Origin of the sequence: Pseudidiomarina insulisalsae (assembly GCF_003987065.1) — a bacterium.
Lineage (GTDB): Bacteria > Pseudomonadota > Gammaproteobacteria > Enterobacterales > Alteromonadaceae > Pseudidiomarina > Pseudidiomarina insulisalsae.
The window spans coordinates 33,409-57,113 of sequence record NZ_PIPY01000008.1 but is presented as its reverse complement, the minus strand read 5'-3'; the positions used below and the strand labels follow the sequence as shown (position 1 = coordinate 57,113).

At 52.7% G+C, this 23,705-nt stretch carries 22 protein-coding genes and 2 tRNA genes; 2 read left to right on the top strand and 22 right to left on the bottom strand.

What is annotated here, in order from left to right:
- Window positions 1–84: 84 nt before the first annotated feature.
- From rpsO to rlmE, 14 genes are all read right to left on the bottom strand, one after another.
- The gene (gene rpsO, locus CWI71_RS08395; protein ID WP_126754821.1) at window positions 85–354 is read right to left on the bottom strand and encodes a 30S ribosomal protein S15; all 270 of its coding nucleotides are present in this window, start codon (window positions 352–354) and stop codon (window positions 85–87) included.
- 82 nt (window positions 355–436) lie between these two features.
- Complete coding sequence (gene truB / locus CWI71_RS08390) at window positions 437–1,378, bottom strand: tRNA pseudouridine(55) synthase TruB (RefSeq protein ID WP_126754820.1); 942 nt, start codon at window positions 1,376–1,378, stop codon at window positions 437–439.
- On the bottom strand, window positions 1,378–1,779 hold the full coding sequence (gene rbfA, locus CWI71_RS08385) for a 30S ribosome-binding factor RbfA (RefSeq protein ID WP_126754819.1): 402 nt from the start codon (window positions 1,777–1,779) through the stop codon (window positions 1,378–1,380). Before rbfA ends, truB begins: the two co-directional genes overlap by 1 nt.
- A 5-nt stretch (window positions 1,780–1,784) precedes the next feature.
- Window positions 1,785–4,451 (bottom strand): translation initiation factor IF-2, encoded by a 2,667-nt coding sequence (infB, locus tag CWI71_RS08380; protein ID WP_126754818.1) that lies wholly within the window; start codon window positions 4,449–4,451, stop codon window positions 1,785–1,787.
- 22 nt (window positions 4,452–4,473) lie between these two features.
- Window positions 4,474–5,973 (bottom strand): transcription termination factor NusA, encoded by a 1,500-nt coding sequence (nusA, locus tag CWI71_RS08375; RefSeq protein WP_126754817.1) that lies wholly within the window; start codon window positions 5,971–5,973, stop codon window positions 4,474–4,476.
- 24 nt (window positions 5,974–5,997) lie between these two features.
- Complete coding sequence (gene rimP, locus CWI71_RS08370; RefSeq protein ID WP_126754816.1) at window positions 5,998–6,456, bottom strand: ribosome maturation factor RimP; 459 nt, start codon at window positions 6,454–6,456, stop codon at window positions 5,998–6,000.
- Window positions 6,457–6,617: 161 nt separating this feature from the next.
- Window positions 6,618–6,694 (bottom strand) — tRNA-Met (locus CWI71_RS08365).
- Between the two features lie 66 nt (window positions 6,695–6,760).
- Window positions 6,761–6,845: transfer RNA gene (locus CWI71_RS08360), tRNA-Leu, on the bottom strand.
- An 11-nt stretch (window positions 6,846–6,856) separates the two neighbouring features.
- Window positions 6,857–7,204, bottom strand: coding sequence for a preprotein translocase subunit SecG (secG, locus tag CWI71_RS08355; RefSeq protein WP_126754815.1), 348 nt, complete (start codon window positions 7,202–7,204; stop codon window positions 6,857–6,859).
- Between the two features lie 2 nt (window positions 7,205–7,206).
- Complete coding sequence (tpiA, locus tag CWI71_RS08350) at window positions 7,207–7,983, bottom strand: triose-phosphate isomerase (RefSeq protein WP_126754814.1); 777 nt, start codon at window positions 7,981–7,983, stop codon at window positions 7,207–7,209.
- A gap of 104 nt (window positions 7,984–8,087) precedes the next feature.
- Window positions 8,088–9,428 (bottom strand): phosphoglucosamine mutase, encoded by a 1,341-nt coding sequence (gene glmM, locus CWI71_RS08345; RefSeq protein WP_126754813.1) that lies wholly within the window; start codon window positions 9,426–9,428, stop codon window positions 8,088–8,090.
- Window positions 9,425–10,240, bottom strand: a complete 816-nt coding sequence (gene folP / locus CWI71_RS08340) for a dihydropteroate synthase (protein WP_126754812.1) — start codon at window positions 10,238–10,240, stop codon at window positions 9,425–9,427. Before folP ends, glmM begins: the two co-directional genes overlap by 4 nt.
- Window positions 10,241–10,284: 44 nt before the next feature.
- The gene (ftsH, locus tag CWI71_RS08335; protein WP_126754811.1) at window positions 10,285–12,204 is read right to left on the bottom strand and encodes an ATP-dependent zinc metalloprotease FtsH; all 1,920 of its coding nucleotides are present in this window, start codon (window positions 12,202–12,204) and stop codon (window positions 10,285–10,287) included.
- Window positions 12,205–12,247: 43 nt separating this feature from the next.
- The gene (gene rlmE / locus CWI71_RS08330) at window positions 12,248–12,874 is read right to left on the bottom strand and encodes a 23S rRNA (uridine(2552)-2'-O)-methyltransferase RlmE (RefSeq protein ID WP_126754810.1); all 627 of its coding nucleotides are present in this window, start codon (window positions 12,872–12,874) and stop codon (window positions 12,248–12,250) included.
- 80 nt (window positions 12,875–12,954) lie between these two features.
- On the opposite strand from rlmE, the gene yhbY reads away from it, so the two are divergent.
- Complete coding sequence (gene yhbY, locus CWI71_RS08325; RefSeq protein ID WP_126754809.1) at window positions 12,955–13,263, top strand: ribosome assembly RNA-binding protein YhbY; 309 nt, start codon at window positions 12,955–12,957, stop codon at window positions 13,261–13,263.
- Here yhbY and CWI71_RS08320 read toward each other — a convergent pair.
- Entirely contained in the window at window positions 13,260–13,724 is a 465-nt protein-coding gene (locus tag CWI71_RS08320) for a helix-turn-helix domain-containing protein (protein ID WP_157981084.1), read from the bottom strand. The two genes, yhbY and CWI71_RS08320, sit on opposite strands and share 4 nt — an antisense overlap.
- Window positions 13,725–13,906: 182 nt before the next feature.
- On the opposite strand from CWI71_RS08320, the gene CWI71_RS08315 reads away from it, so the two are divergent.
- Window positions 13,907–14,185: a helix-turn-helix domain-containing protein gene (locus tag CWI71_RS08315; protein ID WP_126754807.1), complete on the top strand. Its 279-nt coding sequence runs from the start codon at window positions 13,907–13,909 to the stop codon at window positions 14,183–14,185.
- A gap of 14 nt (window positions 14,186–14,199) precedes the next feature.
- On the opposite strand, the gene greA is transcribed toward CWI71_RS08315, so the two are convergent.
- From greA to dnaJ, 7 genes are all read right to left on the bottom strand, one after another.
- Entirely contained in the window at window positions 14,200–14,676 is a 477-nt protein-coding gene (greA, locus tag CWI71_RS08310) for a transcription elongation factor GreA (RefSeq protein ID WP_126754806.1), read from the bottom strand.
- Complete coding sequence (gene carB, locus CWI71_RS08305) at window positions 14,673–17,897, bottom strand: carbamoyl-phosphate synthase large subunit (protein WP_126754805.1); 3,225 nt, start codon at window positions 17,895–17,897, stop codon at window positions 14,673–14,675. Before carB ends, greA begins: the two co-directional genes overlap by 4 nt.
- A 30-nt stretch (window positions 17,898–17,927) precedes the next feature.
- Window positions 17,928–19,085, bottom strand: a complete 1,158-nt coding sequence (carA, locus tag CWI71_RS08300; RefSeq protein ID WP_126754804.1) for a glutamine-hydrolyzing carbamoyl-phosphate synthase small subunit — start codon at window positions 19,083–19,085, stop codon at window positions 17,928–17,930.
- 151 nt (window positions 19,086–19,236) lie between these two features.
- Entirely contained in the window at window positions 19,237–20,034 is a 798-nt protein-coding gene (gene dapB, locus CWI71_RS08295) for a 4-hydroxy-tetrahydrodipicolinate reductase (RefSeq protein WP_126754803.1), read from the bottom strand.
- Window positions 20,031–21,269 carry a dicarboxylate/amino acid:cation symporter gene (locus CWI71_RS08290; protein WP_126754802.1) on the bottom strand — a complete coding sequence of 413 codons (1,239 nt, stop codon included), beginning with the start codon at window positions 21,267–21,269 and terminating at the stop codon, window positions 20,031–20,033. Before CWI71_RS08290 ends, dapB begins: the two co-directional genes overlap by 4 nt.
- Before the next feature lie 394 nt (window positions 21,270–21,663).
- On the bottom strand, window positions 21,664–22,461 hold the full coding sequence (locus CWI71_RS08285; protein WP_126754801.1) for a M48 family metallopeptidase: 798 nt from the start codon (window positions 22,459–22,461) through the stop codon (window positions 21,664–21,666).
- Window positions 22,462–22,490: 29 nt separating this feature from the next.
- The gene (gene dnaJ / locus CWI71_RS08280; RefSeq protein WP_126754800.1) at window positions 22,491–23,636 is read right to left on the bottom strand and encodes a molecular chaperone DnaJ; all 1,146 of its coding nucleotides are present in this window, start codon (window positions 23,634–23,636) and stop codon (window positions 22,491–22,493) included.
- Window positions 23,637–23,705 lie beyond the last annotated feature (69 nt).

Here is a 23,705-nt window from a genome sequence, read left to right as displayed (position 1 = left end):
AATATCCAATAACTAATAACCAATAACGCGTTTGCTGTTTGTTAAGAAAAAAGGGGCCTTGCGGCCCCCTTTTTTGAACATTGCTTAGCGACGTAAACCGAGTCGCTCAATCAGAGTTGCATAACGCTGATTGTCTTTACGCTTCAGGTAGTCCAGCAATTTACGACGCTGGCTTACCATGCGCAACAGACCACGACGTGAGTGGTGATCTTTCGCGTGTTCTTTAAAGTGGCTTTGCAGTTCGTTAATGTTAGCAGTTAACAAAGCGATTTGTACTTCTGGTGAACCAGTGTCGTTTTCGCCTTGACCATAATCTTTAACGATTTCAGCTTTTTGTGCCGCAGTTAGTGACATATCTTACTCCTAGTAGTTAAAACTGTTGATGCCAATCACTAATTCAGCACCAACGCGATCGCCAGATATTATACGGACTCACCTAGTTTTTAGCAATGCCAAGCACGCGCTTGGGTACAATTTTATTGTCACGCCAATAACCTAGTCCCAGCAACTCGCCATCACTATCGGTTTTCACCCGTAAAATAGTGGTCTCGGGTTGTACCTCACCGCTCACGGGCTGCGCCGGATTCCCGGCACTGAAGCGTGGTCCGTCCGCTGCCGCAATCAGCACCTCGGGAATTTGCTGTACCACCGCATCACAAGGTAATAACAGCGCATCAAGCGCGGCATAGTCTCCCTGCTCAGGATCACATTGTGCGGCGCGCTCAGCTAGTTCCTCAAGGGTTACCATGTCATCATTCACACCTTCTATCCAGGTACGGCGCAACGCGGTTACATGCGCGCCGCACCCCAGAAACTGACCCATGTCATCAATCAGAGTACGGATATAGGTGCCTTTGGAGCACGTAACTTCAAGGGTCAGCTGATCACCATGAAACGCCAGCAGGGCGATATGATGAATATGAATAGTGCGCGATTTGCGTGGTACCTCAATGCCCTGGCGGGCATAGTAATACAGCGGGCGACCTTCATGCTTCAGCGCCGAAAACATCGACGGTGACTGCGCCTGTGGCCCGGTGAAATGCTTGACCGCGGCCTCTATGGCCGTGCGCTCGAGCGCCACGTCGCGCTGTTCAACGATCTCGCCCTCGGCGTCACTGGTGGTGGTGCGAACCCCTAATTGCGCGGTGACAACGTAGGTTTTGTCAGCCTCAAGCGCAAAATGTGAAAGTTTCGTCGCTTCACCGAAACATAACGGCAATACGCCGGTAGCTAAAGGATCCAGGGCTCCGGTATGACCGCCTTTGCGGGCATTAAAAAAACGCCGCACCTTTTGCAGTGCGGCGTTTGAGGTAAGTTCCAGAGGCTTATCTAAGACAATCACGCCGCTGATATCGCGACCCGATTTACGTCGTCCCATTAATCGTCTCCGTCATCATCCTGTTCTGAGTTGCTGCCACGCTGGCTGTCTTTACGAATTGCTTCGTCGACCAGACGTGCCATGCGAATACCTTCATTCAGTGAGCTGTCGTGTACAAAACGCAGCTCTGGCACAATGCGCGCGCGCACGCGCTTGCCCAACAACGAGCGAATGAATCCCGCCGCCTCATTCAAGACTTTGAGCCCCTGTTTAACCTGTTGCTCGTCGTCCTGCAGGAAGGTCACAAATACCTTGGCATAGGCCAGGTCCCGTGACACTTCAACATCAGAAACAGTGACCATTGACACCCGGGGGTCTTTGATCTCGCGTTGCAGTATCAGCGCGATTTCACGCTGATACTGTTGCCCAACACGTTCTGTACGGCTGTAGTCTTTCGCCATAAGCTTTACAGACTCCGTTCTACCTGGACAGTTTCGAAGACCTCAATCTGATCTCCAACTTTAACGTCATTGTAGTTCTTCACGCCGATACCGCACTCCATGCCTGCACGAACTTCCTGAACGTCATCTTTGAAGCGACGCAGTGATTCCAGCTCACCTTCAAAAATAACGACATTGTCACGCAGAACACGAATCGGTGCAGAACGTTTCACTACACCCTCGGTTACCATACAACCCGCGATGGCGCCAATTTTCGGTGACTTGAATACGTCACGAACTTCGGCAAGACCAATGATCTGCTGCTTGAACTCAGGTGCCAGCATACCGCCCATCGCTTGTTTAACTTCATCGATCAGGTCGTAGATGACGCTGTAGTAGCGCAAATCAACGCTTTCCTGCTCAATGACACGCTTCGCAGAAGCATCGGCACGCACGTTAAAGCCTACCACAATGGCGTTCGAAGCACTTGCCAGTGACGCGTCAGTCTCGGTAATACCACCGACACCGCTACCAATGATATTCACTTTAACTTCATCAGTAGAGAGCTTCTGCAGTGAGTCAGCGATGGCTTCAAGTGAACCCTGAACGTCTGACTTCAGAACGATGTTCAGTTCTTTCACATCGCCTTCCTGCATGTTGGCAAACATGTTCTCAAGCTTGGCTTTTTGCTGCTTCGCCAGTTTCACATCGCGGTATTTACCCTGACGGTAGTTGGCAACTTCACGCGCTTTGCGCTCGTCTTTAACAACCGTTGCTTCATCACCCGCCTGTGGTACGCCTGACAGGCCCAGAATCTCGACCGGAATCGACGGACCCGCTTCTTTAATATCGCGACCCAGCTCATCACGCATGGCGCGAATACGACCGTACTCAAGACCACACAGAACGATATCGCCCTGCCGTAACGTGCCTTCCTGAACCAGGATAGATGCCACCGGACCACGGCCCTTGTCCAGCCGTGATTCAATTACGATACCGTGTGCCATACCGTCAGCCACGGCCTGTAGGTCAAGTACTTCAGCTTGTAGCAACAAGGCTTCCAGCAGCTCGTCGATACCCTGACCACTGTGCGCCGATACCGGCACAAACTGCACGTCGCCACCCCAGTCTTCCGGGATAACATCACGCTGTGCCAGCTCGTTCTTCACCCGATCAGGATCAGCTTCCGGCTTGTCCATTTTGTTGATTGCCACAACAATAGGTACGCCAGCCGCTTTCGCGTGCTGAATCGCCTCAATGGTTTGCGGCATGACGCCGTCGTCTGCTGCAACCACCAGAATAACGATGTCGGTGGCGCTGGCACCACGTGCCCGCATTGAAGTAAATGCCGCGTGTCCCGGTGTATCGAGGAAAGTGATCATGCCGTGATCTGTTTCCACGTGATAAGCACCGATATGCTGGGTAATACCGCCGGCTTCACCCGCCGCGACCTTGGCTTTACGAATATGGTCAAGCAGTGACGTCTTACCATGGTCAACGTGACCCATCACGGTAACGACCGGCGCGCGTGCGGTCTTGGCTCGCTCTTCACCTTCGTTACGCTCGGCAAGTACTTCCTGCTCTAACGCGTTGTCACTGACCAGCTGTGCTTTATGGCCCATTTCTTCAACCACTAACGAAGCAGTTTCCTGATCCAGTACCTGGTTGATGGTCACCATTTCGCCCATCTTCATCATGGTCTTAATAACTTCACTGGCTTTAATCGCCATGCGGCTGGCCAGTTCGCCTACCGTAATGGTTTCGCCAATTTTGACCTCACGCTCTACCGGCGCAGCTGGCTTGGTAAATGCCTGCTGTAGCGTCGAACGCTTCGAGCCTTTACGACGCTTCTCACGACGCGGCGCTTCTTCACGCTCATCATCTTTATGACGACGCTTCTGCTTTTTACGGTTGCGACGCTCTTCATCAACGTCTTGCTCGTCTTCCGCTTCCTGCGCGTACTGCGAGGTCGTAAAGTGTACGTCCTCCTGTTCGGCCTGCTTACGCTTGGCTTCTTCTTCCTGCCAGCGAGCTTCGTTTTCTTCGGCCAGTTTACGTGCTTCTTCGGCCTGACGCGCCGCTTCCGCTTCGGCTTTCTTCCGTGCTTCGTCTTCCTGTGCTTTACGTAAGCGCTCCGCTTCAGCTTTGGCTTCGTCTGCTTTTTGCCGCTCTTCTGGCGTCATCGCCGCACGTTTCTCAGCTTCGGCTTTGGCTTTAGCTTTCTCTTTTTCTTTGCGCGCAGCTTCCTGCTTGGCCTTCTCTTCAGCTGCTTTTTTCTCAGCTTTCGCTTTCGCTTCAGCGGCCGCCTTGGCCTCTTCTTCTTTACGCTTCGCTTCAGCAGCTACACGCTCCTGTTCGGCCTTTTCCTGCTCAGCTTTTTGCTGCTCTTCCAAGGCGGAACGTTTCACGTAAGTACGTTTTTTGCGTACCTCAACCTGCACTGACTTGCTTTTCGGGCCACCGCCGATGCTCAGCGTACTTTTCTCTTTCCGCTTCAACGTCATCTTGCTCGGCTCTTGTGGGCCTTTGCCGCCATGCTGCTTGTTTAAGTGCGCCAATAGCGCTTGTTTTTCGTCTTCAGTAACGGTATCACCGGCTGATTTTTTCATACCAGCTTCAGCGAACTGAGTCACTAAACGATCAACTGTCGTACCTACATCTTTAGCTAGTTTATCCAGCGTTACTTCTTCCATAGTCCGTCGTACCCCCGTTGATCTATTCTTCGTCACCGAACCAGCAAATATTACGCGCCTGCATAATTAGCTCACCAGCTCGTTGTTCGGTTAACTCTTCAATTTCAGCAAGGTCATCAATGCCCTGCTCGGCCAGGTCTTCAAGCGTAGTAATACCCTTGCTGGCCAACACATATGCCAAATGACGGTCCAAGCCTTCCAGATTCAACAGGCTCTCGTCCGGCTCTGCACTTTCCAATGACTCTTCGTCGGCGAGTGCTTTGGTCGTCAGAACTGCACGCGCGCGGTTGCGAAGCTCTTCAACAATAGCTTCGTCCATACCTTCAATGGCCAATAACTCGTCCATTGGTACGTAGGCAATCTCTTCCAGCGACGAGAAACCTTCGTCGACCAGCACAGCAGCGAAATCTTCGTCAATATCCAGGTGCTTGGTAAACAGATCCAGCAAGCGCTGCGTCTCTGCTTCGTTTTTCTCAGTGAATTCGTCGACCGACATGACATTCAACTGCCAGCCAGTTAACTGGCTCGCCAGACGAACGTTCTGTCCGGCTTTACCGATGGCCTGCGCCAGGTTGCCTTCTTCGACGGCGATGTCCATGGTGTGCGCGTCTTCGTCGACCACAATGGAGGCCACTTCTGCAGGTGCCATGGCATTGATAACGAACTGCGCCGGGTTGTCGTCCCACAGCACAATATCAACACGCTCGCCACCAAGTTCACCCGATACTGCCTGTACCCGCGCGCCACGCATACCAACGCAGGCACCCACCGGGTCAATGCGACGGTCGTTACTTTTCACTGCGATTTTCGCGCGTGAACCCGGATCACGTGCCGCACCACGAATTTCAATCATTTCTTCGCCGATTTCCGGCACTTCAATGCGGAATAATTCGACCAGGAAGTCAGGGTGGGTACGGCTGACAAATAGCTGCGCACCACGCGCTTCCGGGCGCACGTCATACAATAAACCACGCACACGGTCACCGACTCGGACTGACTCGCGTGGCAGCATTTCTTCACGGTAAATAATCGCTTCAGCGTTATTACCTAAGTCCAGCAGCACGTGTTCGCGGTTGGCCCGTTTAACGACACCGCTGACCAGCTCACCGACCTGATCCTGATATTCATCGACCACTTTCGCACGCTCAGCTTCGCGAACTTTCTGCACGATAACCTGCTTCGCGGTTTGCGTAGTGATGCGGTCGAACTCAATGGAGTCAATTTGTTCTTCAACATAATCGCCTGCCTCGACACTCGCATCTTCATACTGCGCTGCCGCCAGACTGATTTCGCGATACGGATGCTCGAGCGGTTGCTCGGCGTCATCCACTACCAACCAACGACGGAAGGTGTCAAAGTCACCGGTCTGGCGGTTGATGCTGACGCGCACGTCGATATCGCCGTCATATTTTTTCTTGGTTGCATGTGCCAGCGCAGACTCCAGCGCTTCAAAGATTTTGTCTTTAGAGACATCTTTTTCATTCGAAACAGCTTCTGCAACTAATAAAATTTCTTTTGCCATTATCTTGCCTCGCCTGCGCAATCCTTAGTTAAACTGAGGAACTAAATGAGCTTTCTTAACTGTTGAATAGCTCACCTTCAATGGCTCGCCATCAACCTCGAATTCAACCTGGTCGCCATCAACTGTTTTGATCACGCCTTTAAATTTACGTTTGTTCTGCTGTGCCATGGTGAGTTCAACCGCAGCGGTCTCACCCAGGTAGTCCTGCATTTGAGCAGCACTGAAAAACGGACGCTCCATGCCCGGCGATGAAACCTCTAAATAGTACTCGCTGCTAATCGGGTCTTCGACGTCCAGCAAGGCGCTCACTTGGTGACTGACATCGGCGCAATCATCCACACTGATACCATCTTCATGATCAATGTAGACGCGCAAAGTTGAATGTTTACCGGCGCGGACAAATTCCACACCCCATAACTCAAACCCTAATGCCGCCACAGCTGGCTCCAACATAGCGACTAAGCGTTCTTCAATACGTGCCAAATTACTGAACTCCTGAAACAAAAAAAGGGCGTAAACGCCCAGTGTTATGACTGCTAATTCAGCAACTATCGGGGATAGTAAAACCGCATTGCAGCAGAGGTCACATAGTAAAAAGCCCCGAACTGCTGCGGGGCTTTTAGAACACTGGACCCTTTGTTAAATGGTTGCGGGGGCAGGATTTGAACCTACGACCTTCGGGTTATGAGCCCGACGAGCTACCAGACTGCTCCACCCCGCGTCCGAAAACGTGTCCATATTATAAAGATTCCCGAAGGAAACGCAACCAGCTTTCGGTTGCAAAATTTGGTGCGGATGGCGGGACTTGAACCCGCACGCCCGAAGGCACTACCCCCTCAAGATAGCGTGTCTACCAATTCCACCACATCCGCAAAAAGGTTACTTAGTTTGACTCTGGTACATCATTTGAAGAAGTCGGAACTTCTTCATTCGTTGCCGGAACTTCTTCAGCAGCAGGCGTTGGTGTTTCGATGGTTTCGAACTCACTCTTCACTTCGCCTACGCCTGATGAAAGGTTACCTAAAACCAGACTCAGAACAAAAAAGATGATCGCGATGACCGCAGTCGTGCGGGTCAGAAAGTTGCCCGAGCCACTTGAACCAAAGACGGTATTTGATGAACCAGCACCAAATGACGCGCCCATGTCAGCGCCTTTACCCTGCTGGATCATAATGAAACCGATCAGCACGATGGCAACGATTAAATACGCAATCAATAAAAATTCGTACATAGTTAGCTTCTCCCGGCCTGTGCAGCGCGACATATCGCAAGGAATCCTTGCGGTTCTAAACTAGCGCCGCCGATCAAGCCGCCATCTATATCTGCTTCTGCAAACAAAGTTTCGGCATTTTCTGCCTTTACGCTACCACCGTACAGCAGTGGTACGCTCGCGGCCGCAGCATCGTAACGTTGCTGCAACCACTGTCGAATAAATGCATGGACTTCCTGGGCCTGAGCAGGGCTGGCGGTTTTGCCTGTGCCTATTGCCCAAACCGGCTCGTACGCAATCACAACCTGCATTAACTGCGCTGCGCTTACGTTCGCCAGGGCATGTTCTAACTGCCCTTGCACCACTTGCATGGTGTGTCCTGCTTCGCGGTCCTGTTCGTGTTCACCAACACAAACGACTGCGGTTAATTTCTGCTCAGTGTGGCCAAGTATGGCATCCACTTTCGCCTGGATACGCTGTTCCGTATCACCATAGTGCTGACGGCGCTCAGAGTGCCCCACCAGTACGTAGTCGGCGCCTGCTTCAACCAGCAAATCAAGACTATGTTCGCCGGTGTGGGCGCCAGCTGCGTGTTCGTTGACGTCCTGCGCACCCAGGTGCACCTGGTCGTAAAACACTTCCTGCTGCCAGGCGGGTAACAAAATCGCCGGCGGACATACCGCAACTTTTACCACGCCTAACATTTCTGACGCGTCGCGTAAGGTTGTCGCTAACTGTTGAACTAACTGCCGAGAGCCGTTCATTTTCCAGTTGCCAATCACTAACGGTTGCCGTTGCATGCTTGCCTCTTGGTTAGAAGTTGCTACCTCAAGAGCGGCGAGATATTACATAACCTGCCGCTAACTTACAAGTACTGAATTCGATAATTCGGCGAGACTGCTTATTAATTCGCCGCCGCCTCAACCTCACCTGCAATTTGCTGCGCAAGCGTCTTCACGGTCTGCACTTCGCGCCCTTCCACCATGACCCGAATCAAGGGTTCGGTACCTGATTTACGCAACAGTACGCGTCCCTCATCACCAAGCCGCTGCTCGACATCAGCCACAGCGGCTTGTACAGCGTCATCATTCAGCGGATCAGAGCCTGGTTTAAAGCGCACATTCACCAGTGCCTGCGGGTACTTTTCAAAACCCTTTAACAGCTCAGCCAGTGAGCATTGCTCACGTTGCATGGCGGTTAATACCTGCAACCCGGCAATAATGCCATCACCGGTGCTATGAAACTGGCGGTTGATAATATGCCCCGAGTTTTCGCCACCAATTTTCCAGTCGCGTTTCACCAGCTCTTCCATCACATAGCGATCGCCCACTTTGGCGCGAACAAATGGAATATTGCGATCGGCGAAGAATTTCTCAAGCGCGAAATTGGACATCAGCGTACCGACGATACCGCCTTGTAAGAGACCATCCTGTTGTGCCGCACGGGCCAGAATATAAATAATATCATCGCCGTCAACCACACGTCCGTCAGCAGTCACCAGCATGATGCGGTCACCGTCACCATCGAGCGCAAAGCCTAAATCGGCGGAGTTTGCTGCGACCGCCTGCTGTAGCGCAGCCAGATCGGTCGCACCACATTTATCATTGATATTGATGCCGTTTGGCGCCGTACCAATTTCGATCACTTTCGCACCTAGCTCGCGCAGTACATCAGGCGCAATATGGTAGGTTGCGCCATGCGCGCAATCGACCACAATTTTCAGCCCGGTCAGTGACAGCTCAGAAGGGAATGCGCTTTTACAAAATTCGATATAACGGCCAGGCGCATCGTCAATGCGGCTCGCCCGCCCCATCTGCTCGGAGGGTACACAGACAAGTTCTTCATCAAGCAAACGCTCAATTTCGCTCTCTACTGCGTCTGGCAACTTACTGCCCGAATCAGAGAAGAATTTAATGCCATTATCATAATAGGGGTTGTGCGAGGCGCTGATCACAATACCTGCAGCGGCACGAAAGTTACGGGTCAAATAGGCCACCGCCGGCGTTGGCATGGGTCCCAGAAACTCTACGCTGACACCGGCGGACAATAATCCCGCTTCCAGCGCTGACTCTAACATGTAGCCAGACAATCGGGTGTCTTTGCCGACCAATACCCGTTGATTACCTGACTTCGACAATACCGTGCCCGCAGCCCAGCCCAGCTTGACTGCAAAATCGGGCGTGATCGGAAAATCACCGACGCGACCACGTACGCCGTCGGTGCCAAAATACTTACGTTGACTCAACTGAAATCTCCACCAGCCAAGGTTGCTGCAACTACTTTTATTGCATCAACCGTTTCCCTGACATCATGCACGCGAATAATGCGTGCCCCTTTCATTGCCGCAATCGTTGCCGCGGCGAGACTCGCCGGTAAGCGATCCTGAACCTCACGACCGGTCACATGACCTAACATAGATTTGCGCGAAACGCCGATTAATAACGGCAGCTGCAGTTCGTGAAATGCCTGCATGCGTTGCAATAGCTGGTAATTATGCCTTACCGTTTTGCCAAAGCCAAAGCCTGGATCAAGAAAAATTCGTTCTCTGGCAATTCCTGCCGCCTCGCAGGCGCGCACCCGCTCCTGCAAGAAGCTCTTCACTTCAATCACCACGTCTTCGTAACGCGGTGACTGTTGCATACTGCGCGGCTCCCCCTGCATGTGCATAAGACAGACATCCGCCTGATGTGCGGCCAGTAAATCTATCGCGCCATCATCGCTCAGCGCACGGATATCATTAATCATGGCGACACCCTGCTTGAGGCCTTCAGCCATGACCGCTGTTTTGCAGGTATCCAGTGAGATAGCAATGTCGGTTTCTGCGCGTAGCTTTTCAATGACAGGTATGACCCGATCCAGTTCCTCTTCTACGCCGACGCTTTCTGCACCCGGCCGCGTCGACTCTCCGCCTACATCAATGTAGCTGGCGCCATCGGCAATCATCTGCTCCGCCTGACGCAGGGCTTGATCAAGCTGGTCAAAACGACCGCCGTCGGAAAAAGAGTCCGGGGTGACGTTCAGAATGCCCATGACTTGCGGGCGTGTAGCTGTGGTCATTACATCGTCCTCAAAAAAAAGCCCCGAACCCGGGGCTTTTCTGTTTAACTTGCCGGGGCGTCACCCGGTTTACCTGTTAACGGTCGTTCATCTGAACTTGCTGTTGCACCGCCACTGGAATCGTCATTTTTGTCCTGCTTTTGCCAGTCGCGCGGCTCACGCACATCACGACGGTTCATCAGGTCATCGATCTGGTCCGCGTCAATGGTCTCGTATTTCATCAACGCATCTTTCATGGCGTGCAGAATATCGATGTTCTCTTCCAGGATGCGCTTCGCGCGATCGTAGTTACGATCGATAAATAGCTTCACTTCCTGGTCGATGGCGCGGGCGGTCTCGTCCGACATATGCTTATGCTGAGTCACTGAGCGTCCGAGGAACACTTCGTTTTCGTCATCCGCATAAAGCAACGGTCCCATTTTCTCCGACAGACCCCATTGGGTCACCATCTTGCGTGCGATTTGGGTCGCCCGTTCGATATCGTTTGAGGCACCGGTGGTAACTTTTTCATCGCCATAGATAATAGATTCAGCCAGACGTCCGCCAAACAAACTGGAGATCATGCTCTCAAGATGCTGTTTGGTATGGCTGACCCGATCCTGCTCCGGCAAATACATGGTTACACCTAAGGCACGGCCACGTGGGATAATGGATACTTTGTAGACCGGATCATGCTCAGGTACCAGGCGTCCGACAATGGCGTGGCCAGCTTCATGATAGGCCGTCATTGCTTTTTCTTCGTCGGTCATGACCATGGAGCGGCGCTCGGCGCCCATCATGATCTTATCTTTCGCCTTATCAAACTCTTCCATTGAAACCACGCGCTTATTATTACGTGCGGCAAACAAGGCAGCTTCGTTGACCAGATTGGCCAAATCGGCGCCCGAGAAGCCTGGTGTACCACGGGCAATGACCGATGCATCAACATCGTCGCCTAATGGCACTTTACGCATGTGCACTTTCAGAATCTGTTCACGACCACGCACATCAGGCAAGCCAACAGGCACCTGACGGTCAAAACGTCCCGGACGCAGTAGCGCCGGATCAAGCACGTCAGGGCGGTTGGTCGCAGCAATGACGATAATACCTTCATTGCCCTCGAAACCGTCCATTTCGACCAACATCTGATTCAGGGTCTGTTCACGTTCGTCATGACCGCCACCCAGACCAGCACCACGCTGACGACCCACAGCGTCAATCTCATCAATAAAGATAATGCACGGTGCAGACTTCTTTGCCTGCTCAAACATGTCACGTACCCGCGAGGCACCGACACCGACGAACATTTCAACGAAGTCCGAGCCAGAAATAGAGAAGAAAGGTACTTTCGCTTCGCCGGCAATGGCTTTGGCAATCAGGGTTTTACCTGTACCCGGAGGACCCACCATCAGTACGCCTTTCGGGATTTTGCCGCCCAACCGCTGGAACTTGCTTGGATCACGCAGGTAATCAACCAGCTCACCTACTTCTTCTTTAGCTTCATCGCAACCAGCGACGTCGGCAAAGGTCGTCTTGATTTGATCTTCGCTCATCAAGCGCGCTTTACTCTTACCAAAGGTCATGGCGCCACGGCCACCACCGCCCTGCATCTGGCGCATGAAGAAAATCCACACACCAATTAACAGTAGCATTGGGAACCAGGAGATAAAGATCGAAGTCAGAATGCTCGGCTCTTCCGGTGGCTTACCGACTACTTCAACATTATGTTCGAGGAGGTCGTTGAGCAGATCCGGGTCCTGAACTGGCATCACTGTTGTGAAAGTGTCGCCGGTACGGGACTGCGCGGTGATCATGCGGCCGTCGATATCGACTTTACGCACACCACCGTTGTTGACCTGTGAAATGAATTCACTATAGGCCACCTGCGAACCGTTGTTCGCACCCGGACTGAAACTGTTGAACACGGTCATTAGCACGACCGCGATCACCAGCCATAGAATTAAATTTTTTGCCATATCGCTCAAAGCTGACTACCTCATTAACTTGCGTTGCTTGTGCAACAGCCTACTACAATTTGTAACCGGTCGCCACCAGATACACCTCACGCGAACGCGCTCTCGATGAGTCTGGCTTCCTTGTCCGTACCGTCTTAAATGCGGCACGAACGTCTTTCAAAAACTCTTCAAAACCTTGCCCGTGGAATACTTTGACGACAAAACTGCCATTAGGTTTCAACACCTGATGACACATATCAAGGGCTAATTCGACCAGATACATGGCGCGGGGTTGATCGACATTGTCATTACCACTCATGTTAGGCGCCATGTCTGACAGTATTACATCTACGTTTTTGCCGCCGATGCGGTTCAACAAGGCGTTCAAAACGCTCTCTTCACGGAAGTCACCTTCGAGAAAATCGACGCCGGCAATCGGGTCCATAGGCAGAATATCACAGGCTATGACCTGACCGTTGCCGCCCAGCGTGTCGACCACATACTGTGACCAACCGCCGGGCGCCGCGCCCAGATCGACCACAGTCATGCCAGGTTTCAGAATCTTGTCTTTTTGCTGAATTTCATCAATTTTAAACACCGCACGCGAGCGCAGGCCCTGTTTTTGAGCCTTCTGCACAAAGTGGTCACTAAAGTGCTCCTGTAACCATCGCGTACTGCTAGCTGAACGTTTTTTTCCCATTGCCTCAATACCAAACTGGCTTCTACTACCCAGATGGCGGTAGAATAGCGAAAATTCAAGTGATAGTGGGATATTATTACATGGCTGAAGGGTTAACTTTAAGCAATAAACAAAAGCAGCACCTAAAAAGTTTGGCGCATTCGCTCAAACCGGTCGTGCTGCTAGGTGCCAACGGCCTGACTGAGGGTGTGATGGCAGAGATTGAACTGGCTTTAAATCATCATGAGCTGATTAAGGTCAAGGTACCAGAAGAAGACCGTGAACTGCGTGAGCAAATTTATGCCACCATTCTGGCACATACACAGGCCTATCGGGTACAGGTGGTCGGTAAAATTCTGACCGTTTACAAGCCAAGTCCTGAAGGTAAGATTCAACTACCGCGGCGCTAGTCCTGCGCCGCGTTCTCCTGTTCTTTCTGGCACACGCGCAATGCCTGTGCCACCTTATCTAAAGCAAAATCCACACTGACGTGATCGGCCCGGGCGGCCAGATAGGTTTGCAGCAACAGGCTTTGATTTACTTGTGTCTCGCTTAACTGATAACGCTGCAGGTAAGGCTTCACCTCTGCGAGCGCCGCTAATACCTCATTGGTATCATTTTGTTGCCGTTGATAACCGCCGCCATTGCTCTCAGCTAAATGTAATTGCGAAGGCCGCGGATAATCCAGTTGCCGTTGCGGGGCAAAAAACCAATCCAACGAAATACCGGCACGAATAAGCCCCTGGACCAGGTGGTCATAAGTGACAGTGCCACGTTTACGCCAGTTGCTATAGGTCGATGTTGGAATGCCCAGATAGCGCATCAGCGATGCCAGTGACTGGTCGCCATAATACAATTTCAGGCGTGTCACACATTCTTCCATGGAGAGCATTTCCGCTTTGCTTTTCTGTAGTCGGTGTGTACTATTTAAATGAGCGTCATTTGACATCTTTTTTCCTTTAAATGTGTCGTTTGACCTACTTTTTAATTCATTTGAACTCACTGTGAACTCACATCAAGCTCACAGCATTATTCAACCACAGCCGAGCAACAATGGATAGTCAAAAAATTAAAATGGAATTAGCGCAGCGGGGATATGATTTCTCTATGCTTGCCAAAGCCTTGGGTAAAAGCCCCTCATTGATATCAAAAGTGGCGGCGCGCAAGGCGCGTTCCTATGTCGTCGCGCAGGCCTTGGCAAAAGCCTTGCAACGCCCGGTAGAAGAGGTTTTTCCCGATGTCGAGCAGTATCACGGCGCGGCACCGCGCAGTGAAACAGAGCGCAAACAAAAAGAGCGCGAACTGGTCGCGCTCTTAAATGATCAGCAGTAAAGCCGGGGTAAGTGTCAGATATACTCGACGCTTACCACTTCATATTCGACTTCACCGTTCGGAGTGTTCACCCGCGCTACGTCATCGACCTGCTTGCCAATAAGTGACCGCGAGATCGGTGAGTTCACCGAGATCAGATTCTGTTTAATATCCGCTTCGTCATCACCAACAATACGATAGGTCACTTCTTTATCCGTCGACGTATTGTAGAGCGTCACGGTCGAACCAAAGATAACCTTGCCCTGATTCGGAACCTTGGTTACGTCAATGATCTGAGCGTTCGATAACTTCGCTTCAATTTCCTGAATACGGCCTTCACAAAAGCCCTGTTGCTCACGCGCTGCATGATACTCGGCGTTTTCTTTTAAGTCGCCGTGCTCACGCGCTTCCGCGATGGCCTGGATGATCCGTGGCCGGTCTTCAGTTTTAAGACGTTTCAATTCCTCCCGCAGCATTTCTGCGCCGCGGGTCGTCATTGGAATCTGACTCATGCTCTTTGCACCCTTTTGTGTAATGACTGCAGTGAATTTACCCGTGCCCTGTCGTCGGCAGTATTTGCTTTCACAGTAGCAAAGGCTGCATTCAAGGTGGTGGTGTAAATCACTTTATTCAAGAGCGCTTCACGACGAATGTAGACAGAGTCTTCAATCGCCTGACGCCCTTCAACGGTGTTAATGATGTAACTGTACTCGCCGTTTTTGATTGCATCAACAATATTCGGGCGGCCTTCCTGTAATTTGTTTACCACAGAACAGCTCAGGCCCTCTTCATTGAGTAGCTTAGCGGTACCACGCGTCGCCTCCAGCGAGAAGCCTAGTGCTATGAGCCCACGCGCCAGGTCAAACAACCGGGTCTTGTCGCCGTCGCGCACTGACAGCAGCGCCTTGCCTGCTTTCGCCAACGCTTCGCCAGCACCGAGGTTCGCTTTTGCATAAGCCTCTTCAAAACTTTCGCCCACGCCCATAACTTCACCGGTAGAGCGCATTTCCGGACCACGGATAGGGTCAACGCCCTGGAACTTGGCAAACGGAATGACGACTTCCTTGACCGAGAAGTAAGGTGGAATCACCTCTTTGGTATAGCCCTGCTGTTGCAATGACTGACCCACCATTACCCGTGCGGCAATTTTGGCCAGTGGCAGACCGGTCGCTTTAGAGACAAAAGGCACGGTACGCGCAGCTCGCGGATTGACTTCAATCAGGTAAACCTCGTCGTCTTTAATTGCGAACTGGGCATTCATAAGACCATGCACGTTCAGCTCAAACGCAAGCTTACGCATCTGCTCACGCAACTCATTCTGAATTTTGTCGCTGAGCGAGTACGGCGGCAATGAACAGGCCGAGTCACCGGAGTGTACACCTGCTTGCTCAATATGCTGCATGATACCGCCGATCAAGATGTCCTGACCGTCACAAATCGCATCAACGTCGACCTCAATAGCGTTATCAAGGAAACGATCTAACAGTACCGGGGCTGAGTTCGAGACTTTCACCGCGTCCGTCAGATAGCGATGCAAGTCGCTTTCGTCGTAAACGACTTCCATTGCCCGGCCGCCGAGCACGTAGCTTGGCCGCACGACCAGCGGGTAGCCGATGCGCTCTGCTTCGCGTAGCGCCTGATCCACTTTCGTCACTGTCGCATTTTCAGGCTGCTTTAAGCCCAGGCGACGCACTGCGCTCTGGAAGCGCTCACGGTCTTCAGAGCGGTCAATGGCGTCAGGCGAAGTACCGATAATAGGCACGCCATTCGCCTCCAGCTCGCGCGCCAGTTTGAGTGGCGTCTGGCCACCGTACTGTACAATCACACCCTTAGGTTTCTCGACGCGTACGATTTCCAACACGTCTTCCAGCGTAATTGGCTCAAAGTACAGACGATCTGAGGTGTCATAGTCAGTTGAAACCGTCTCCGGGTTACAGTTCACCATGATGGTTTCATAGCCGTCATCGCGTAAGGCTAAAGCCGCATGAACGCAGCAGTAGTCAAACTCGATGCCCTGACCGATACGGTTCGGGCCGCCACCGATGACCATAATCTTGTCGCGATCTGACGGGTTGGCTTCACACTCTTCGTCGTAGGTCGAGTACATGTAAGCCGTGTCAGAGCGGAATTCGGCCGCGCAGGTATCGACCCGCTTGTAAACCGGCACGACATTCAATTCGTGACGGCGACGGCGAATCTCGTTCTCCGATACATCGAGGATGGCTGCAATTCGGGCATCCGCGAAACCTTTGCGCTTGAGTACGCGCATCACGCGCTCATCAAGTCCGGTCATACCCAGCTTACTGATTTCCGCTTCCAGCAGCACAATCTCTTCGATCTGAATCAGGTACCACTCGTCGATACGGGTCAGTTCAAAGACTTCGCGTACTGTCATGCCCAGACGGAACGCATCTGCAATGTAGAAAATACGCTCAGCGCCTGGCTCTTTCAGCTCGCGTACCACCTTGCCACGCGCTTCCGGATCGTTCGGGTCGACCATAGGGTCAAAGCCATTGGCGCCGATTTCCAGACCACGTAGTGCTTTTTGCAATGACTCCTGCTGGTTGCGGCCAATGGCCATCACCTCGCCCACTGACTTCATCTGTGTTGTCAGACGGTCATTACAGCCGGCAAATTTTTCAAAGTTGAAACGCGGTATCTTGGTCACAACATAGTCAAGCGCAGGCTCAAACGAGGCTGGCGTGACACCGCCGGTGATTTCATTTTCAAGCTCGTCGAGGGTGTAACCCACGGCCAGCTTCGCTGCTACTTTGGCAATCGGGAAACCGGTTGCTTTTGAGGCCAACGCCGATGAACGCGACACCCGTGGGTTCATTTCAATGACCACCATGCGACCGGTATCGGGGTCGACACCAAATTGCACGTTCGAGCCACCGGTTTCAACACCGATTTCACGCAACACTGCCATTGCCGCGTCACGCATCAACTGATATTCACGATCCGTCAGCGTTTGTGCTGGCGCCACCGTAATGGAGTCACCGGTATGAATACCCATCGGGTCAAAGTTCTCAATGGCACAGACAATAATACAGTTGTCGTTCTTGTCGCGTACCACTTCCATTTCGTATTCTTTCCAACCGATCAACGACTCATCGATAAGCAGCTGATTGGTAGTTGAAAGGTCAAGGCCACGGCGGCAAATCTCTTCGAACTCTTCACGGTTATAGGCAATACCACCGCCACTTCCGCCCATGGTGAACGAGGGACGGATAATGCACGGGAAGCCCAAGCGGTTAAGCACATCAAATGCTTCGTCCAGGCTGTGCGCAACCTCAGCGTTAGGTGTTTCAAGGCCAATGGCTTTCATCGCCTTATCGAAACGATCACGATCTTCCGCTTTATCAATGGCGTCCGCATTGGCGCCAATCATTTCCACGTTGTACTTTTCCAGCACGCCGTGACGGTCGAGATCGAGCGCACAGTTCAATGCGGTCTGGCCACCCATGGTCGGCAACACCGCATCGGGGCGCTCAACTTCAATGATCTTCGCCACGACTTCCCAATGAATCGGCTCGATGTACGTGACATCGGCCATTTCAGGGTCCGTCATGATGGTGGCAGGGTTTGAGTTCACGAGAATGACTTTATAGCCTTCCTCGCGCAGCGCTTTACACGCTTGTGCACCCGAGTAGTCAAATTCACAGGCCTGGCCAATCACGATAGGGCCAGCGCCAAGAATGAGGATGCTTTTTATGTCGGTACGTTTTGGCATAATTCGGTTCGTCCTCCGTTCCGGCAGCGCTTAAGCGTGCTGGCTCATCAATTCAATAAAGTGATCAAACAGTGGTGCGGCATCGTGCGGCCCCGGGCCAGCTTCAGGGTGTCCCTGGAAGCTGAAGGCGGGCACATCAGTGCGATGGATGCCCTGCAAAGTGCCATCGAACAGTGATTTGTGCGTCACTTTTAAATTGTCGGGGAGGTTATCCTCGGCCACTGCAAAGCCGTGATTCTGACTGGTAATCATGACCCGCCCGGTGGTCAGGTCCTGCACCGGATGGTTGGCACCGTGGTGACCGAATTTCATTTTGCTGGTTTTCGCACCGCTTGCCAATGCCAGTAACTGATGCCCCAGACAGATACCGAAGATAGGTAGCTTGGCGTCTATCAGTTCACGAATCGCCTTTATGGCGTAATCGCATGGCTCCGGGTCACCCGGGCCATTGGATAAAAACACACCGTCAGGCTTCATTGCCAGGACATCTTCGGCCGAGGTTTGCGCCGGTACCAGGGTCACTTTACAACCGCGGTCCGCAAGCATTCGCAAAATATAACGCTTGCAGCCATAATCATAGGCCACAACATGAAACTTAGGATCGGTCAGTTCGCCAAAGCCTTTACCTAGCTGCCAGCCCGTGCTGGTCCACTCATGTGGCGTGCGAATGGTAACTTCTTTCGCCAGGTCCATGCCCTGCAGACCAGGAAAACCCTTGGCCAGCTCCAGTGCTTTGTCAACATCCAGCTCGCCGTCAACATTACCAGCCATGATACAACCGTTCTGCGCACCTTTTTCACGCAGTAAGCGCGTTAGCTTACGGGTATCAATATCGGCAATTCCCACTACATTGCGCTGCCGCAGGTAATCACCCAAAGACTGTTCCAGACGGAAGTTACTTGCCTTTAATGACAAATCACGGATCACCAAACCCTTCGCCCAAACGCGGTTGGATTCTTCATCTTCGTGGTTGGTACCGTAATTGCCAATGTGGGGATAAGTGAGAGTGACGATTTGTTCAGCATAGGAGGGATCGGTGAGAATTTCTTGGTAGCCGGTCATTGCGGTATTAAAAACAACTTCCCCGACTGCCGTACCGCCGGCACCAATGGCTGTGCCGTGAAAAACAGTTCCATCAGCAAGTACCAGAATGGCCTTACTCGCTGAATGGCTCGCTAGAATACTCAAGGTTAACCTCCGTACATAAAAAAACGGGTGAATCAAAAATTGACTTCCCCGTTGATTACCTTGCACCAGCTAAAAAGTGCGCGTTTTCAGCTCACCAACTTTACGTTGGCAAATTGGTCGTATTCTATTAAAAACAGCCCGCCGCGTCCAGCTAAATTTCATTCAGCAACTGGCGCAGCAAACCTTGCATATTCAACATGTCGCGCATCTGATAGAGCCCGGCCGGCTGCTGTGCCAGCCATTTAGCAGCCTGCACTGCCCCGCGCGCGAAAACTCGCCGATCCGTGACCCGATGCGTCAGCTCAATGCGCTCGCCCGGTTGCACCAGCATGACCGTATGCTCACCGACAATATCCGCCGCCCGGATCACCGAGAAACCGATACTTTGCGCCTCGCGCAGACCATCACCGCGCAGCCCCGCATTCACCGCCGCAAAGTCCTGCTGACGTCCTTGCGCCGCGGCCTTACCTAACGCCAGTGCCGTGCCTGACGGCCCGTCGCGTTTAGCACTGTGATGCGCCTCAGTAATTTCAATATCAGCTTCTGACAACGCCCCACTGGCAATACTAACCAGTTGCTCCAGCAAACAGACACCGACACTGGTATTGGCCGCCTGCAAAAGCGGAATTGCAGCCGCCGCTTGCTGAACAGCGTTTTGCTGCTGTTCACTTAGTCCCGTGGTGCAAACTACCAACGCCGCGCCAATACGCTGCGCCAGCATCAGATTATGCGCCAAGGCCTGCGGCAGACTAAAGTCAATCAGCACATCCAGCTGGCCCGCGCGCAACTCACTGCCATCGCTGTAGTTCAGCCCAGCATGCGCAGGCTGACCAAGCTTCGCTGAGCCCGGACTGACAATCGCCGCGCCACACGCAAGCTCCTGCTCTGCCAGCACCCCGAGTACCGCCTGCCCCATGCGCCCACTGGCACCAATCACTCCTACTTTCATGTCGATTCCCGCGCTACTTCCGCCGTTGATGATGGTTCTAATTCTGCATCACGACCCAGCACCACTGCAACCGCCATATCACCGGTCACATTCGTCGCCGTACGCGCCATATCAATCACCCGGTCAATCGCCGCAATAAAAGCAATGCCCTCCAGCGGCAAGCCCACCACATTCAGCGTCACCGTCAACATCACCATGGCCGTGCCGGGAACGCCCGCAGTACCCACCGACGCCAGCGTCGCAGTAGCCGTAATCAACAGATAATCCATCCACTCCAGCGGAATACCATAAAGCTGAGCAATAAAGATGGCAGCAATCGCAGGATAAATCCCGCCACAACCATCCATATTAATTGTCGCCCCCAGCGGCAGAACAAAGCCTGCGTAAGACTTCTTCACGCCCAGCCGCTCAGTAATCGCCTGATGCGCCGCCGGAATCGTGCCAAAGCTACTGCAGGTCGTAAACGCCACCAACTGCGCAGACAGTACCGACTTAAAGAAAAACAGCGGCGACATACCACCGGCAAAACGCACTAAGCTGCCATACACAAATACAATATGCAGCAGACACGCCAGATAAATCGCGCCGATAAACGCCGCCAACGGCGCCAGACTCGCCAGCCCATAATGCCCCACAACCCAGGCCATCAGACCCAACACACCGAAAGGCGTCAGTTCCAGCACCATCTTCGTAATGCGATACATCACCTGCGCGCCCGCCTGCAGAACATTACCCAATGGCTGCGCCGCCTCGCCAACCTTGCGAATGGCAATACCCACCAGCACCGCAAACACCACAATCTGCAGAATCTTGCCTTCGCTCAGCGCCGCAAACGGATTGGCCGGAATCATATTGAGAAACACATCGACCGGCCCCGGCACCTGCTTCGGCGTATAATCAGCCACCGCAGTCAAATCACGCGTCGGCGCCACATCCAGCAAACTACCGACCCCCAGGCCAATCAAACTCGCCAGCACCGCCGTCAGTAAAAACAGCCCCACCGTCTTCGCGCCAATAGTGCCAAGCCCCTGCTCCCCCTGTAACTGCAGAATCGCATTCACAATGGCACAGAAAATAAGCGGCGCTACCAGCATTTTTAACGCCTGAATAAACAAGTCGCCCAACGGCTTCAGTTGCACCGCTACCTCAGGTAGCAACACCCCAATACCAGCACCTAAAATAAACGCCCCGAGCACCCGCTTCCAGAACGGAATCGCAAACCATGCCTGCAGCATAAAACCTCAGAATTGTGGAAAAATAATCGGCTAGTTTACCTACGCGGCATGCGCCACATTAGTTCGTTTGGTTATTAGAAAGGCAAAAACGTTATTGGTTGTTGGAAAGGCAAAAACGTTATTGGATATTGGATAGTGGATATTGGAGAGGTGGAAGCGTTGTTTGCTGTTTGCTGTTTGCGAATGCGAGGGGCGTGGTGTGGTTAGCGAGCGTTTTCTCAGGGTGTCGGCCGCAGGGATGCGGCCGCCAAGCCCCCAGGGAAGGGTTCACGGCGTCCCTGAGAAAAGGTTCGCTAAGCGCACTGAAGCCCCGAAGCTCTCACGGACGGGTTCACGGCGTCCCTGGACCTGAGAAGCTGAACCGCACCTTAAGCACGGAACGCAAACAGGGAACTCAAGGTTTGGGGCAGTTGGCTTTGGGAGCCTGGCGGTAGGTTGGCATTTCTTCTACCGCAAGTTTTTCCAGCGCTTCAATGCGGGTTTGTGGCGAGGGGTGGGTGGACAGGAATTCCGGAGGATTTTGCCCGCCCTGCTTGGCCATATTGCGCCACAACTCAGCAGCTTCACGCGGATCATAGCCCGCTGCCGCCATATAACGCAGCCCCAGCTCGTCAGACTCACTCTCATGAATGCGTGAATACGGCAGAATATAGCCCAGTTGCACCCCAACACCGAGCACACCCATGACCAGCGCCGCTTTATCGCTGTCCATCTCCTGGCCGATCAACAGACCGCCCAGTTGCAGACCCACACCGGCAGCGAACTGATTCGACATGCGCTCATTACTGTGCTGCGCGATAACATGGCCAATCTCATGACCAATCACCGCCGCCAGTTGATCCGGCGTTTCCGCCAAATCGATCAGGCCTGTGTAAACACCGATTTTGCCACCCGGCAAGGCAAAGGCATTGACCATGTCACTTTCAAACACCGTCACTTCCCATTGCTCTTGCCCCCATGGACTTGGCAGCACCGCAATCAAATCATTACTGATACATTGTACATACTGATTTAACTGCGGATCGCGGGAGACCTTTTCCTGTTCTTTAATGGCACTGTAACTTTGCGCACCTAACTGAGCAATTTCATCGCTACTGAACAGTTGTAGCTGCGAGCGCCCAGTCGGCGACTGCGTACAAGCTACCAGCCCGGTCAAAGCCAGAGCGATGACTCCAGATTTAAGTATGCGCATCGTTTATCTCCTTTTCTTCAGCGTCGGCGTTAGCCACGCAAGTCATCAAAGAAGCGCTTCACGCCGTCAAAGAAACCTTTTTCCTTTGGCCGATAGCGCGCCGCTTCTTCGCCGCTGCCCATCGACTCATCTAACTGGCGCAGCAGGTCTTTCTGATCATCCGACAAATTAACCGGCGTTTCGATGACCACTTTGCAAATTAAATCGCCGGTCGCGCCAGTACGTACGGAACGAACGCCCTTGCCGCGCAGCCGGAACAGCTTACCGGTTTGCGTTTCTGCCGGAATTTTCAGCTTCACTTTACCTTCCAGCGTCGGCACCTGAATTTCACCACCTAACGCCGCGTGGGTGAAACTTAACGGTACTTCACAATATAGGTTATTACCGTCGCGTTTAAAAATCGGATGTTCACGGACATGCACCTGCACATACAGATCACCTGCTGGTGCGCCCATTTCGCCCGCTTCGCCTTCACCGTTCAGACGAATGCGATCACCAGTATCCACGCCGGCGGGAATTTTCACATTGAGTGTTTTGGTACGCTCGACGCGCCCTTCACCATGACAGGTGCGACATGGGTCTTTAATTACCTTGCCGCGGCCACGACAATGCGGACAGGGTTGTTGCACTGCAAAGAAGCCCTGACGCATCTGAATATGTCCGGCACCATGGCAGTGTGAACAGGTTTCAGCGCTGCTGCCGTTACGTGCGCCACTGCCGTCGCAGTCTTCACACTCAGCCAGCTTCGGAATTTTCAGCTCCACTTCTTTGCCGCGAACGGCTTCTTCCAGCGAGAGCTCCAGGTTGTAGCGCAGATCGGCGCCACGCGCCGCATGTGCGCGTCCGCGACGACCGCCGCCACCGCCAAAAATGTCACCGAACACATCACCAAAAATATCCGAAAAGTCCGCCGCGCCAGCGCCACCGCCACCAAAGCCACCCTGGCCCTGTTCAAAAGCGGCATGACCGTACTGGTCATAGGCTGCTCGTTTTTGCGGATCCATCAAAACTTCATAGGCAGCTTTGACTTCTTTAAATTTCTGCTCAAGCTCTTTATCACCCTTGGTACGGTCAGGATGATATTTCATCGCCATGCGCTTGTAGGCTTTTTTGATGTCGCGTTCGCTGGCATCTCTGCTTACGCCCAGCACTTCATAAAAATCTGGTTTCGCCATAATCTTGCGTCTTCCACTTTTCTTTATTTGCTTTGCCCTGATACAAACACACGGAGGCCACCTGCTGGC